Here is a 13765-nt window from a genome sequence, read left to right on the forward strand (position 1 = left end):
CAGGGCTCGCCGTGGGCGGGCGGATGCGCCGGCGCTAGTCCGCGGGGTCGGTCGCGGGCGGTGCGTGGTCGGCTCGCACCTCCGCATCCCGCCCGCGGAGGCGCTCCAGCGCATCCATCAGGTGGTAGATCACGAGGGTCGCGACCGTGCCGAGCACGATGCCCTCGAAGACCAGCTGGCCCGCGGTGAGCGTGTAGTTGGCGATCGCGACGATGAGGCCGACGCCGGCGGCGAACTGGTTGCGGGGGATCGAGAAGTCGACGCGGTTCTCGATCCAGATGCGCACGCCGATGATGCCGATCAGGCCGTAGAGCGCCGTCGTCACACCGCCCAGCACGCCAGCGGGCACGGCGAAGATGATCGCGCCCACCTTGGGAGAGAGCCCGAGCAGGATCGCGGTGATGGCCGCCACCCAGTAGGCGGCGGTCGAGAAGACGCGGGTCGCGCTCATCACGCCGATGTTCTCGCCGTAGGTCGTGGTCGCCGAGCCGCCGAACAGGCCCGCGAGCACGGTCGCGCCGCCGTCGGCCATGAGCGCCCTGCCGGCGAGCGGGTCGAGGTCGCGGTCGAGCAGCTGCCCGACGCCCTTCACGTGGCCGAGGTTCTCCGCGACCAGCGGCAGCACCACGGGCACGAACAGCAGCAGGGAGGGGATGAGCGCCGGGTCGAAGGTGGGGTTCTGGAACTGCGGCAGACCGATCCACGCGGCCTCTTCGACACCGGTCCAGTCGACCCCGTTCGTCGCGGCGGCGACGGCATAGCCGACGACCACGCCGACGAGGATCGCGAGGCGCCCGACGAGCCCGCCGAAGAGCACGGCGGTGAGGATGATGGCGCCGAGGGTGATGACCGACAGCAGCGGATCCTCGGTGAAGTTGTTGCGCGCCGCGGGGGCGAGGTTGAAGCCGATCAGGGCGACGATGGTGCCGGAGACGACGGGCGGCATGACGGCGGCGATCCAGCGCGTGCCGGCGAGGTGCACGATGAGGCCGACGATCGCGAGCAGCGCGCCGACCAGCACGATGCCGGCGAGCGCGAAGCCCTGCCCGCCCATCGCGGTGGCGGCCCCGATCGGCGCGAGGAACGCGAACGACGAGCCGAGGTAGCTGGGCAGCTGGTTCTTCGTGATGAGCAGGAACGCGATCGTGCCGATGCCCGAGAAGAGCAGGGTCGTGGAGGGATCGAAGCCGGTGATGATCGGCACGAGGAAGGTGGCGCCGAACATCGCCACGACGTGCTGCATGCCGAGTCCGATCGTGCGGCCCCAGCCGAGCCGCTCCTCCGGCAGCACGAGGTCGGTCGCGGTCAGGTGGGCGCCGTCGCGCTTCCTCCAGCGGAACATGGTGGCCATGAGCGGATGCCCTTCGGTGCGTGTGCGGGGATGCGTGCAGGGTGCTGCGTCTGATGGCGAGGGAAGCCGCCACTTCCGGATCGTAGCCCCGCGCTAGCGTCGTGGCGTGCTCTCGACCCATCTCGCCGCGCATCCCTGGCTCGCGGGCGTGCTGCTGGCAGCAGTCGTGACGATCGGACTGCCCGCGGCCTGGTGGCTCGCGCAGCGGCCGAGGCTGACCTGGGCGCTCGCTGCGGTGACGGCCGTCGCGACCCTGCTGCTGACGCTGCTGCCGAGCCCGCGCGAGCTCGAGATCGGCTGCGCCATCGAGTGGGATGTCTCGCTCACGGCTCCCGAACCGCTCGCCAACATCGTGCTGCTCGTGCCCTTCGCGCTGCTCGTCGGCGTCGCCATCGGGCGCCCTGCCGCCGGCGCTGCGCTCGGCTTCGCGGCTGGCGCGCTGCTCTCCGCACTGGTCGAGGCGGTGCAGGCGCTCGTGCCAGCCATCGGTCGCTCGTGCTCGACGGGGGACCTGCTCGCGAACGCGATCGGCGCGGCGATCGGCGGCCTGCTCGCGCTCGTGGCACTGCACCTCTCCCGCATCTCCCGCCGCCGCGCCGCGGTGCGCGACGGCCGCGCTCGCGGAGCCGCCGGCGACTGACCGCGCGTGCGTGGGCGGCACGGAGTACGGTCGAGCCGTGACCGAGCAGATCAGCGTCCGCGGTGCCCGCGAGAACAACCTCAAGGCCGTCGACGTCGACATCCCGAAGCGCAGGCTGAGCGTCTTCACCGGCGTCTCCGGCTCCGGCAAGTCGAGCCTCGTGTTCGGCACCATCGCGGCCGAGTCGCGGCGCCTGATCGACGAGACCTACGAGGCCTTCGTGCAGGGCTTCATGCCGCCGGCGCCGCAGCCGGAGGCCGACAGCCTCGAGGGCCTGACCGCCGCGATCCTCGTCGGCCAGGATCAGATGGGCGCGAACTCGCGCTCCACGGTCGGCACGGCGACGGATGCGTACACGATGCTCCGCGTGCTCTGGTCGCGGGTGGGCACGCCGCGGCTCGACTCCTCGGTGCTGTTCTCGTTCAACGACCCCCGCGGCATGTGCCTCGTGTGCGAGGGCCTCGGCCGGGTCTCGGCGATCGACGTCGACGCGATCGTCGACCGCTCGAAGTCGCTCGACGACGGCGCCATCGACTTCCCGAACTACCAGGTCGGCGGCTGGTACTGGAAGCTCTACGCCGAGTCCGGCCTGCTCGACCCGGCGAAGCGCATCGCCGACTACAGCGACGACGAGCTGCAGACCTTCCTCCACGGCGAGGAGCGCAAGGTGACCTTCGCCGGCTTCAACATGACCTACGAGGGGCTCATCCCCAAGCTCAAGAAGAGCGTCTTCGTGAAGGATCCCGAGTCGATGAAGCCTGCGCTGCGCGCGCGCGTCGAAGCGGCCGCCACCTTCGGCGACTGCGAGGCGTGCGGCGGCTCTCGCCTCAACGCCGCGGCCCGCGAGGTGCGCGTGGAGGGCATCACGATCGCCGAGGCGACCGCGATGCAGCTCACCGACCTCGCCCCCTTCATCGCCGGCATCCCCGCCGGCGCGGGCGGCGCCGCGACCGCGCCGCTGCGCGCCAAGCTCGTCGACCTGCTCGAGACCTTCGACGCCATCGGCCTCGGCTACCTCTCGCTCGACCGGCCCGCCGGCAGCCTCTCCGGGGGCGAGGCCCAGCGCACCAAGATGGTGCGGCACATGGGCTCGGCCCTCACCGACGTCACCTACGTCTTCGACGAGCCGACCGCTGGCCTCCACGCGCACGACGTCGAGCGCATGAACGGGCTGCTCCAGCGCCTCCGCGACAAGGGCAACACGGTGCTGGTCGTCGAGCACAAGCCCGAGGTGATGGCCATCGCGGACCGCATCGTCGACATGGGGCCCGGCGCGGGCACGCACGGCGGCACGATCGTCTTCCAGGGCACCTTCGACGAGCTGCGCGCCTCCGGCACCCGCACGGGCGAGCACCTCGAGCACCGTCAGCAGATGAAGGAGTCCGTGCGCGCGCCGCAGGGGCACATCGAGATCCGCGACGCGCGCTCCCACAACCTCACGGGCGTCGACGTGGATGTGCCGACGGGCGTGCTCGTGGCCGTCACCGGGGTCGCGGGGTCGGGCAAGTCGTCGCTCATCCACGGCTCGCTGCCGCGCGAGGGCGTCACCTTCGTCGATCAGACCGTCATCAAGGGCTCGCGGCGCTCGAACCCGGCCACCTACACGGGCATCCTCGAGCCCATCCGCAAGGCCTTCGCCACCGCAAACAAGGTGAAGCCGGCTCTCTTCAGCGCCAACTCCGAGGGCGCCTGCCCCGAGTGTAAGGGCCTCGGCGTCATCTATTCCGACCTCGCGTTCATGGCCGGTGTCACGACGCCGTGCGAGCTCTGCGGAGGGCGCCGGTTCACCGCCGAGGTGCTCGAGTACGAGCTGCGCGGCAAGTCGATCGGCGACGTGCTCGACATGTCGATCGAGGAGGCCTCGGCCTTCTTCACCGAGAAGCAGGTCGCGCCGATGCTCGGGCGCCTCGTCGACGTCGGCCTCGGCTACATCACGCTCGGCCAGACGCTCACGACGCTCTCCGGCGGCGAGCGCCAGCGGCTGAAGCTCGCGATCGAGATGGGCACGACCGCGAGCGTGATCGTGCTCGACGAGCCGACGACGGGCCTGCACATGGCCGACGTCGACAACCTCATCGGGCTGCTCGAGCGCATCGTCGACGCCGGCCGCACGGTGATCGTGATCGAGCACAACCTCGATGTCGTCTCTCGCGCCGACTGGCTCATCGACCTCGGGCCCGGCGCCGGCGCGCAGGGCGGCCGGGTCGTCTTCGAGGGCACGCCCGCGGCGCTCGCGGCCGAGCCGGGCGACTCGCTCACGGGCCGTCATCTGGCGAAGCGGCGCTCGAGCAGCGCGACAGCGTTCTAAAATCGAACCATGCCCAAGTTCACCGCCATCCGCGCCGAGTCGACGTTCGTCGACCTGCAGGGCGTGAACATCCACGTCTACACCTGGAAGCCCGGCAAGCCGAAGGCGGTCGTGCTCATCGCCCACGGCCTCGGCGAGCACGCGCTCCGCTACGAGCACGTGGCGCAGCGCCTCGTCGCCTCGGGCTACGCGGTGTGGGCGCTCGATCAGCGCGGGCACGGGGCCACAGGCATCGAGCAGCACGGCGGCGACCTCACGAAGCTGGGCCGGCTCGGCCCCGGCGGCATGCGCGCGGTCGTCGGCGATCTCGCGAGCGCGCTGCGCCGCATCCGCGGCGAGCACCCGACCCTCCCGGTCGCGATCCTGGGGCACTCCTGGGGCTCGGTCTCCACGCAGCTGCTGCTCAACAGCCACGCAGAGCTCGTCGATGCCGCGATCCTCTCCGGCACCGCCTACCGCATGCCGGGATGGATGAACGCGGGCGACCTCAACGCCCGCCACACGCACCTGGGCGAGACCGGCTACGAGTGGCTCTCGCGCGACCAGGCGATCATCGACGCCTTCGTCGAGGACCCGTTGACCTTCCCGGCCAAGCCGGCGAAGCACCTCGGCATCGTGGAGGGCCTGCGCCTCTACGGCGTGCCTGCCCGCCGCATCCGCCCCGACATCCCGGTGCTCATCGCCGGCGGCTCCGACGACTCGCTCGGCGGCACGAAGTCGCTGCAGCGCCTCGGAGAGGCCTACCGCACGCGCGCGGGCCTCAGCGACGTGACGGTCACGGTCTACCCCGGCGCCCGGCACGAGATCCTCAACGAGATCAACAAGTCGAAGGTGCTCGACGACGTCGTCGCCTGGCTCGACGAGCGGCTCGCGCCGCCGCGCGGCTGACCTCGCGCTCGATCCGACCGCACGCAGCCGCCGCGCGAGCGCCCGCGACGTAGGCTGGAGCCATGCACGGCGAGTACAAGGTCCCTGGCGGCAAGCTCGTGGTGGTCGACCTCGAGGAGCAGGACGGCCACATCATCGGCTTCCGCCTCGCCGGCGACTTCTTCCTCGAGCCCGACGAGGCGCTCGGTGCGATCGACGCAGCCGTCGAGGGCCTCCCCGTCACCGCGACGGCGGTCGAGATCGGCGAGGCGATCAAGGCCGCGCTGCCTGCCGACGCCGCACTGCTGGGCTTCACGCCCGAATCGGTCGGCGTCGCCGTCCGCCGCGCCCTCCAGCACGCGAGCTCGTTCGCCGACTACGAGTGGACGATCATCGACGACGAACCTCGCCTGCCGCTCGTGCACGTGGCGCTCGACGAGGTGCTCACCGAGGAGGTCGGGGCCGGGCGACGCGGCCCGACGCTGCGCTTCTGGAACCTCGCAGGCCCCGCGGTCTACCTCGGCTCGTTCCAGTCCTTCAAGAACGAGGTCGAGCCCGAGGCCGCCGCGCGGCACGGCATCCCGGTGCTGCGGCGCATCACGGGTGGCGGGGCCATGTTCTCCGAGCCCGACAACGCCATCACCTACTCGCTCTACGTGCCGGGCGACCTGGTCTCGGGCATGAGCTTCCAGGACTCGTACGCGTTCCTGGACGCGTGGGTGATCGAAGCGCTCAAGGGGCTCGGCATCGACGCGTTCTACGCGCCGCTCAACGACATCACCTCGGCCAAGGGAAAGATCGGCGGCGCCGCGCAGAAGCGCCTGGCCTCCGGCGCGGTGCTGCACCACGCGACGATGTCCTACGACATCGATGCCGACAAGATGACGGAGGTGCTGCGCATCGGCAAGGAGAAGCTGAGCGACAAGGGCACCACGAGCGCGAAGAAGCGCGTCGACCCGCTCAAGTCGCAGACCGGCATGGAGAAGGCCGCAGTGCAGGACGCGCTCAAGGGCACCTTCCGTCGCCTGTTCGGCGGCACCGAGGGCGCGCTCGCGCCGGCCGAGCTCGCCGAGGCCGAGGAGCGCATCCGCACCAAGTTCGGCACCGAGGAGTGGCTGCACCGCGTGCCCTGAACGGGTCGCGTCGCCGCCGGTCGCGGCTCGGGGTCCTCCCGCAGCCTCGGTTGCCTAAGATCGACCTCAAATGGACTTCTCCCTCGAATTCACCCCTGACCTCATCGCCGTCTTCCTCACGCTGTTCGTGCTCGAGATCGTGCTCGGCGTCGACAACGTCATCTTCATCTCGATCCTCGCCTCGAAGCTCCCCAAGGAGCAGCAGGCGCGAGCTCGCAACCTCGGGCTCACGCTCGCCATGGTCATGCGCGTCGGCCTCGTGCTGCTGGCCGGCTGGATCATCACCCTCAACGACGACCTCTTCACCCTGTTCGGCATGGGCTTCTCCGGCCGCGAGCTGATCCTCATCGCGGGTGGTGGCTTCCTGCTCTACAAGGCCGTCCACGAGATCCACCTGAAGCTCGAGGGCGAGGAGGAGCACGCCTCCTCCGCGGTCAAGGCGACCTTCGCCGCCGTGCTCGCGCAGATCCTGCTGATGGACCTCGTGTTCTCGCTGGACTCGGTCATCACGGCCGTCGGCATGACGAGCAACATGCTCGTGATCATCAGCGCGGTGCTCATCTCGTTCGGCATCCTGCTGTTCTCGGCGAAGTACATCTTCGAGTTCGTGAACCGCCATCCGACGGTCAAGATGCTGGCGCTGTCGTTCCTGCTCCTCATCGGCGTGTTCCTCATCGCCGACGGCTTCGGGTTCCACATCGACAAGGCCCTCATCTACGTGCCGATGGCCTTCGCGGTGCTGGTCGAGGCGCTCAACCTGTGGGCCGCCGCTCGCCGGCGCAAGCGCAAGGGCAGCGCGTCGGAGCCGGTCAAGTTGCACGACACGATGAGCCCAGAGACCCAGCTCGCGGCGGCCGCCACCGGCCAGGGCTCTGCGGCGGTCGACGCGGGGAAGCCGGCGACGGGCGCCGCACCCGCCACGCCGCCGAGCGACCGCGCTTGAGCCTTGTCCCCATCCGCCCCTCGGGGTTGGATGGGGGCATGAGCGAGCAGGCTGACCACTCCCACGTGATCGTGGGCGACGACTCGGACCGCAACCGCTACGAGGCGCACATCGGCGATCGCCTCGCCGGTGTGCTCTCGTACGCGGACGACGCCGACGGCAACCGGGTGCTGCAGCACACCGTCGTGGGCGACGCCTACGGCGGCCACGGCGTGGGCAGTGCCCTCGCGGCCTTCGCGGCCGGCGATGCGGCGGATGCGGGGCGCAGGATCGTGCCGCAGTGCACGTTCGTGCAGGGCTGGCTCGAGCGGCACCCCGAGCACGCGGCGCTCGTCGCCCACGCCCACGGCGCCGCCGAGTAGCGGCGCGGCGGGGCCGACACGCCATCCGGGACCAGATCCGGTTCCGAAGACGTTGACAACGGAGAGGGCAGGCGCTCACGCACGAGCGCAGGCCTCGACCACGAAGGAGCGACGAGATGACCGACACCGGCATGATCACGCAGACCCAGGGCACCGAGACCGCCGTGCTCGCAGGCGGATGCTTCTGGGGCATGGAGGACCTGATCCGCGCGCGGCCCGGAGTCGTCGACACCCGCGTCGGCTACACCGGCGGCAGCAACGCGAACGCGACCTACCGCAACCACCCCGGGCACGCGGAGGCGATCGAGATCGTCTTCGACCCGACGCGCACGAGCTATCGCGAGATCCTGGAGCTGTTCTTCCAGATCCACGACCCCTCGACGCTCAACCGCCAGGGCAACGATGTCGGCACGAGCTACCGCTCTGCGATCTTCCCGCTCTCGGCTGAGCAGGAGCGCGAGGCCCGCGACACGATCGCCGACGTCGACGCCTCCGGGCTGTGGCCCGGGCCGGTCGTCACCACGATCGAGGCAGCCGGTCCCTTCTGGGAGGCCGAGCCCGAGCACCAGGACTACCTCGAGCGGATCCCGAACGGCTACACCTGCCACTTCGTCCGGCCGGGCTGGGTGCTGCCGCGGCGCGAGGCGACGACGGGGCAGTCCGCCTGACGGATCCTCCGGCGCGGCGGCGACGCGTCGCGGTCGCGCCGGAGGCCCTCCCTCGAGCCCGGCCTCAGCCGTCGTGCTGCAGGCGAGCGAGCCGGTGCGCGACGTCGCGGGTCGCCGTGTACAGCGATCGGTAGTCGGCGTAGAGCGCGTCGTACCGCGCAGCGACGCCCGGATCCGGCTCCACGCGATGCGCGATCGGGTTCCAGTCGTCGATCGACACGTCGGCGATCGCTCGCGCCGCGAGGTACGCGGCCCCCAGGCTCGCGCCGACGGCGACCGTCGCCCGCTCCTGCACGAGGCCGGTGACGTCGGAGACGATCTGCGGCCACAGCGCGCTCTGCGTACCGCCGCCGACAGCGACGATCCGCTCGATCACCGCGCCGGCGCGCCGCATCTCCTCGACGTTGTGCCGCACGGCGAAGGCAGTCGCCTCGAGCGTCGCCCGATAGAGGTCGCCGCGCCCGTGGTCGAGCGTGAGACCGAGCACGGCGCCGCGCGCGTCGGGGTCGTTGATGGGCGTGCGCTCGCCCGCGAAGTACGGCAGCATCAGCAGGCCGCGGCTCCCCGGGGGAGACGACTCGGCCTCCGCGATGAGCTCCGCCCAGTCGGGTCGGCCCACGAGGTCTCGGAGCCACCCGGTGATCGCGCCGGAGGTCGCCATGCCGCCGGCGAGCGAGTAGGTGCCCGGCGCCGAGCCGACGGTGCCCCACAGCGTCGGGTGCGTCACGCGCTCGCTCGTCGTCTCGATGAGGAACATGGTGGTGCCGTACATCAGCATCAGGTCGCCGGGGCGGTGCGCGCCGACGCTCAGCGCCTCCGTCCACGCGTCGATCGTGCCGAGCGCGACGGGGATGCCGGCCGGCAGGCCCGTCTCCGCAGCGGCCGCCTGCGTGAGCGTGCCGACGACCTCCTCCGGCCACCCGAGCTCCGGGAGCTCGATGTCGCCGCGCAGGGGATCGGCCCACGGTGCGTGCCACGCGAGCGCCTCGGTGTCGTACATGGGCGTGCACTGGCTCGCCGAGTGGTGGTCGAGGCGGTAGGCGCCCGTGAGGCGGAAGGCGAGCCACGACGCCGGCATGAAGAGGCGGCGCGCGCGCTGCCACATCATCGGCTCGTGCTCCGCGAGCCAGGCGAGCTTCGGTCCCACCGCCTGGCTCGACAGCAGCGAGCCGCCGCGCGCGAGGATCGCCTCGGCCCCCAGCTCGTCGTCGAGGCGCGCGATCTGCTCGGTCGCGCGAGTGTCGACGCCGTAGAGCACGGCCGGGCGCAGGGGCGCGCCGGCCTCGTCGGTGAGCAGGATGCACGGGCCCATCCCGCTCACGCCGACCGAGGCGATGGATGCGCCCAGGCCGTCGGATGCGAGCTCGCGCGCGATCGCGGCGAACTCCTCCCACCACAGCGCGCCGTCCATCTCGACGTGACCGGGGCGCGGCCTGCTGGGCGCGTGCTCCCGCACCGCCTGCCGCACGATCCGGCCGCCGAGGTCGACCAGCACGCCCTTCGTGCTGGATGTGCCCACGTCGACGCCCAGCACGAGCGCGCCGGCGGCTGCGCCCGCCGCGGCGTCAGATCGAGACATCGCCTGCCAGGTGCACGTGGATGCCGAGGCCGTCGAGCATCGCCGCCTTCGCGACGAGCGCGCGATCGGCCGCCGCGGCGTCGGGGGCGTAGGCGACCTGCACGTGGTTGGCCTTGTGCCTGCCCATGAACTGGTCGCGGCTCACGCCGTGCAGCACGGCGTGCATGATCGGCCACTCGGGGTTGGTCGCCTCCTTGCGGCGGGTCGACTCCTCGTCGGGCAGCGCGATCGCGCTGCCGCGGCCCATGTCGACGTGCAGCGCGCCGTCCATCACGTAGACGCGCGACCACACGATCTCGCCCGCTCGCGAGACGCCGTTGATCGTGCTGCCGCCCGCGGGGAAGAACACGTTCCCCTGGCGCCAGCCCTCGGCGCCGGCGTAGCCGCCCTCGAGGTGCGACGGCGGCACCGATCCGGAGATCTCGAAGGCCCAGACGAAGCGACCGTCGAACTCCTCGCCCCAGCGCACGTCGTGCAGCGTGTTCGCGGGGTCGAGCCCCATCGCTGTCCAGATGCGCGTCGTGATGAGCGCATCCACCGCGACGCCCTCGTCGACCTCGTTGAAGTGGGGGATCGAGGCGCCCTCGCGGATGATCGTCGAGCCGTCGCGCCGCGACACGGGCGGGCGCTGCACGTTGTTGAGGATGCCCTCGACGAGGTCGCTCGCGGGCGTGAGGTCCTTGAGGCCCTGCTGGTACTGGATGCCGACGGCGTCGAGCCCGAAGTCGTCGACCATCCGCACGGCGGCGACGTACATGCGCGCCTGCTCGAGCAGCTGCGCCTCGGTGAGCTCGGTGTCGTGGTCGGTGCCGACGCGGAAGGTCATGCCCGCCGAGCGCAGCCAGTCGATCACGGCGGCCGCATCCTCGTCGGAGACCGTGCGCATCTCGGCGAACAGGGCGCTCTGCGACAGGCGCTCCTTGTAGATGCCGATGGGGTTCAGCAGCTCGTCGTCGATGATGGCGTTGTACATGCCCATGCAGCCCTCGTCGAAGATGCCGATGAGCGCCTGCTCGGAGCGGAGCTGCTCGGCGAGCGCGACGCCGAGCTCGCGCTCGGGCGAGTCGGCGAGCGGCGGCAGGTCGCGGACGTGGGATGCGTCGTGGACGATGGTCCCCGTCTCCACCCACTCCGCCAGCCGGGCGCGGAACCACTCGTCCGTGAAGTCGACGCTCCAGAGGGTGGCGTAGTCGCGCTGCATCTTTGTGAGGCCGCCGTTGAGGTTGAGCAGCCCGACGAGGCCGGGCCAGTCGGCCGCGAAGTTGCCGACGGTGAGCACGGGCCCGCGGTGCTTGCGCAGGCCGGCCAGCACGTGGCTGGAGTACTGCCACACGGCCTCCGCGACGACCACGGGCGCGTCGAGCGGCACGGCGCGGAAGACCTCGATGCCCATGCGCTGGCTGTCGATGAAGCCGTGGCCCTTCTCGGCGTCGAACGGGTGCGCACGCTCGACGCTCCACCCGAGCGCCTCGAAGGCGGCCGCGAGGTCGCGCTCCATCGCCTCCTGCGTCGACCATCCCGCGGTGTTCGCCGCCGGGCGGCCGTCGCCGCTCGCGACGAGGTACACGGTGCGGGGCGCCGCGGAGGGCGGCTGGATCGGCGTCGGCAGTGCGTAGACGGCGTCGGTTGGCACGGGATCTCCCTCGATCGTTCGGCGCGACGGTCGTCGTCGAGCCACTCGACGGCCACTCTGCCAGAAATCGATTTCGCACTCAAGGCGGTCTCGGTCGTAGAATGCGGGAGGCCGAAGGACGCGGATGTGTCGGCTCGATCTGGAGGGCACATGGTGCAGCGCGCGAAGCTCAGCGACGTGGCTCGGCTCGCGGGTGTCTCGCAGGCGACCGCCTCGCGCGTGCTGAACGGTCTCGGCACCGTCGATCCGACGCTCGCCGAGCGCGTGCACGACGCCAAGCGCAAGCTCGGCTACCGCAGCAACTCGCTCGCCCGCGGCCTTCGCCGCCGCGCGAACAACGTCGTCGGCGTCGTCGTGCCCGACGTGACGAATCCGTTCTTCACGGATGTGGTGCGCGGGGTCGAGGACGCCATCTCGCCCTCCGGGCACCTCCTGGTGCTCTGCAACAGCGACGAGTCGGCGGTCAAGGAGCGGCAGTACCTCGGCCTGCTCGTCGACCAGCAGGTCGCGGGGGTCGTGATCGCGCCCGTCCACGAGTCGGAGGAGGGCATCGCCGCGGTGCTCGACGGCACCCCCGCGGTGGCCGTGGACCGGCGCCTGCAGCTGCCGGGCGTCGACAGCGTGACGCTCGACAACGTCGGCGGGGCCAAGGAGCTCGTGCGCTTCCTGCTGCAGCGCACGCCGGACGTCGCGATCATCGCCGGCCCCGTCACGAGCACGACCGGGCGGGAGCGGCTGCAGGGCTACCGCGAGGCGATCGAGGAGGCGGGCCTGCACTCGCGGCTCGACTGGATCGTCGAGGGCGACTACTCGGAGAGCGGCGGCTACGAGGCGGCGATGCGCCTGCTCGAGGCGGAGGCGATGCCGTCCGCGATCTTCAGCGCGAACAACCTCATGGCGCAGGGCCTGCTGCGTGCGCTCGCCGAGCGCGGGATCGACCGGGAGGCGCTGGCGCTCGCCTCCTTCGGCCCGCTCGGGCGAGCGCCGGGCGTGGGCTGGGGTGCGGTCTCGAGCGTCGCCTCGCTCGACCTGCCGAGCTATGAGATCGGCGCTCGCGCCGCCGCGATGCTGCTCGAGCGCATCGACGGGCTCGACGTCGAGGCCAGGAGCGAGCGCCTCGAGCACGGCAGCGTGCTCACCTGATCGGACGGATCGGGACGTGCCGTGTTGACATCCGGCCGCCGCGTTCCTACGATGTGGAGAAATCGATTGCTGAAGATCCGGTCATCCGGTCGGCATCCGATCACTGCCCCGGCGACGACGCCGCGGGACCGACAAGGGAGTTGAACTGTGATCCGTAGAACTGCAACGACGATGCTCGTCGGGACGATCGCCGCCGCGACGGTGCTCACTGGCTGCACCCCGGTGGCCGAGGGGAGCGACGACTTCCCGGCCAACGACATCCGCCTCATCATCCAGGCAGACCCCGGTGGCGGCTCCGACCTCTCGAGCCGTGCGCTCGCGACCGAGCTCGAGGGCATCCTCGGCGTCTCGATCATCCCGGAGAACATGCCGGGAGCCTCGGGCGCCATCGCCATGGAGTACGTGCGCGACCAGGACCCCACCGGCTACGTCATCGGCTTCTCGCCGGTCGAGATCGCCATGCTCAACACCACGCAGGGCGCCGACGTCATGCCTGAGGACTTCGGCTTCCTCGGCCAGATCATGCTCGCGCCCGGTGTCATCTCGGTCGCCGCCGACAGCCCGTTCGAGACGCTGCAGGACCTCGTCGACGCAGGGGCGGATGCGCCGCTGACGGTCGCGAACTCCGGCGCCGGCTCGATCTGGGAGGCCGCGACGCTCGGCATCAACGAGGCGACCGGCGCGCAGCTCACGCCCGTCGCCTACGACGGCGGCGCCACCGCGGTCGCGGCCGCGGCCTCCGGAGAGGCCGACGCTGCCGTCTCCGGCGCCGGCGAGGCGATCGGCCAGGGCGACGCAGTGCGCATCCTGGGCGTCATGAACGACGAGCGCCACCCCGACCTGCCTGACGTCGAGACCTTCGAGGAGGCCATCGGCGAGGACGTGCAGTTCGGCGGCTGGGGCGGCATCTACACCCAGGGCGAGGTCCCCGAGGACGTGCGCGAGACGCTCGAGGCCGCGGTGGCAGAGGCCGTCGAGTCCGAGGGCTACACGGCGTTCCAGGAGAACGCCGGCAACCTCGTCGTCTACCGCGACGCAGAGGAGTTCACCTCCTTCGTGTCCGAGCAGTTCTCCACCTTCCAGTCCCTGCTCGGCTGATCGCACGGGTGCCGGGCGCGAGCCCGGCACCCGGCGCCAC

Annotated in this window: 12 protein-coding genes; 9 read left to right on the forward strand and 3 right to left on the reverse strand. The window is 71.3% G+C overall.

Features of this window, described 5'->3' with window-relative positions; genetic code table 11:
* Positions 1–34: 34 nt before the first annotated feature.
* The gene (locus tag BQ6202_RS13895; RefSeq protein ID WP_083587305.1) at positions 35–1351 is read right to left on the reverse strand and encodes a uracil-xanthine permease family protein; all 1317 of its coding nucleotides are present in this window, start codon (positions 1349–1351) and stop codon (positions 35–37) included.
* A gap of 106 nt (positions 1352–1457) precedes the next feature.
* Between BQ6202_RS13895 and BQ6202_RS13900 the strand changes: the two genes are divergently transcribed.
* From BQ6202_RS13900 to msrA, 7 genes are all read left to right on the forward strand, one after another.
* Positions 1458–1991, forward strand: a complete 534-nt coding sequence (locus tag BQ6202_RS13900) for a VanZ family protein (protein ID WP_072314958.1) — start codon at positions 1458–1460, stop codon at positions 1989–1991.
* A gap of 37 nt (positions 1992–2028) precedes the next feature.
* Positions 2029–4299 carry an ATP-binding cassette domain-containing protein gene (locus BQ6202_RS13905; protein WP_234946221.1) on the forward strand — a complete coding sequence of 757 codons (2271 nt, stop codon included), beginning with the start codon at positions 2029–2031 and terminating at the stop codon, positions 4297–4299.
* A gap of 9 nt (positions 4300–4308) precedes the next feature.
* Positions 4309–5187, forward strand: a complete 879-nt coding sequence (locus tag BQ6202_RS13910) for an alpha/beta fold hydrolase (protein ID WP_143143747.1) — start codon at positions 4309–4311, stop codon at positions 5185–5187.
* 62 nt (positions 5188–5249) lie between these two features.
* Positions 5250–6299, forward strand: a complete 1050-nt coding sequence (locus BQ6202_RS13915; RefSeq protein WP_072314960.1) for a lipoate-protein ligase LplAB — start codon at positions 5250–5252, stop codon at positions 6297–6299.
* Positions 6300–6369: 70 nt separating this feature from the next.
* Positions 6370–7242, forward strand: coding sequence for a TerC family protein (locus tag BQ6202_RS13920; RefSeq protein ID WP_072314961.1), 873 nt, complete (start codon positions 6370–6372; stop codon positions 7240–7242).
* A gap of 38 nt (positions 7243–7280) precedes the next feature.
* The gene (locus tag BQ6202_RS13925) at positions 7281–7604 is read left to right on the forward strand and encodes a GNAT family N-acetyltransferase (RefSeq protein ID WP_072314962.1); all 324 of its coding nucleotides are present in this window, start codon (positions 7281–7283) and stop codon (positions 7602–7604) included.
* A 116-nt stretch (positions 7605–7720) separates the two neighbouring features.
* Positions 7721–8272, forward strand: coding sequence for a peptide-methionine (S)-S-oxide reductase MsrA (gene msrA / locus BQ6202_RS13930; protein ID WP_072314963.1), 552 nt, complete (start codon positions 7721–7723; stop codon positions 8270–8272).
* Positions 8273–8336: 64 nt separating this feature from the next.
* Here the strand turns inward: msrA and BQ6202_RS13935 are convergent, their stop codons facing one another.
* Positions 8337–9851: an FGGY-family carbohydrate kinase gene (locus BQ6202_RS13935; RefSeq protein WP_072314964.1), complete on the reverse strand. Its 1515-nt coding sequence runs from the start codon at positions 9849–9851 to the stop codon at positions 8337–8339.
* On the reverse strand, positions 9838–11484 hold the full coding sequence (locus BQ6202_RS13940) for a fucose isomerase (protein WP_072314965.1): 1647 nt from the start codon (positions 11482–11484) through the stop codon (positions 9838–9840). The genes BQ6202_RS13935 and BQ6202_RS13940 overlap by 14 nt, the downstream gene beginning before the upstream one ends.
* Before the next feature lie 150 nt (positions 11485–11634).
* Between BQ6202_RS13940 and BQ6202_RS13945 the strand changes: the two genes are divergently transcribed.
* On the forward strand, positions 11635–12627 hold the full coding sequence (locus tag BQ6202_RS13945) for a LacI family DNA-binding transcriptional regulator (RefSeq protein ID WP_072314966.1): 993 nt from the start codon (positions 11635–11637) through the stop codon (positions 12625–12627).
* Between the two features lie 171 nt (positions 12628–12798).
* Entirely contained in the window at positions 12799–13725 is a 927-nt protein-coding gene (locus tag BQ6202_RS13950; RefSeq protein WP_072314967.1) for a tripartite tricarboxylate transporter substrate binding protein, read from the forward strand.
* Positions 13726–13765 lie beyond the last annotated feature (40 nt).

The sequence above is a fragment of the Agrococcus sp. Marseille-P2731 genome, from assembly GCF_900117395.1.
Taxonomy (GTDB): domain Bacteria; phylum Actinomycetota; class Actinomycetes; order Actinomycetales; family Microbacteriaceae; genus Agrococcus.

Coding starts and splice junctions, on each gene's coding strand:
- BQ6202_RS13950 (WP_072314967.1), top strand. CDS start 12,799: ATGCTCGTCGGGACGATCGCCGCCGCGACGGTGCTCACTGGCTGCACC.
- BQ6202_RS13945 (WP_072314966.1), top strand. CDS start 11,635: ATGGTGCAGCGCGCGAAGCTCAGCGACGTGGCTCGGCTCGCGGGTGTC.
- BQ6202_RS13895 (WP_083587305.1), bottom strand. CDS start 1,351: ATGGCCACCATGTTCCGCTGGAGGAAGCGCGACGGCGCCCACCTGACC.
- msrA (WP_072314963.1), top strand. CDS start 7,721: ATGACCGACACCGGCATGATCACGCAGACCCAGGGCACCGAGACCGCC.
- BQ6202_RS13935 (WP_072314964.1), bottom strand. CDS start 9,851: ATGTCTCGATCTGACGCCGCGGCGGGCGCAGCCGCCGGCGCGCTCGTG.
- BQ6202_RS13925 (WP_072314962.1), top strand. CDS start 7,281: ATGAGCGAGCAGGCTGACCACTCCCACGTGATCGTGGGCGACGACTCG.
- BQ6202_RS13910 (WP_143143747.1), top strand. CDS start 4,309: ATGCCCAAGTTCACCGCCATCCGCGCCGAGTCGACGTTCGTCGACCTG.
- BQ6202_RS13915 (WP_072314960.1), top strand. CDS start 5,250: ATGCACGGCGAGTACAAGGTCCCTGGCGGCAAGCTCGTGGTGGTCGAC.
- BQ6202_RS13920 (WP_072314961.1), top strand. CDS start 6,370: ATGGACTTCTCCCTCGAATTCACCCCTGACCTCATCGCCGTCTTCCTC.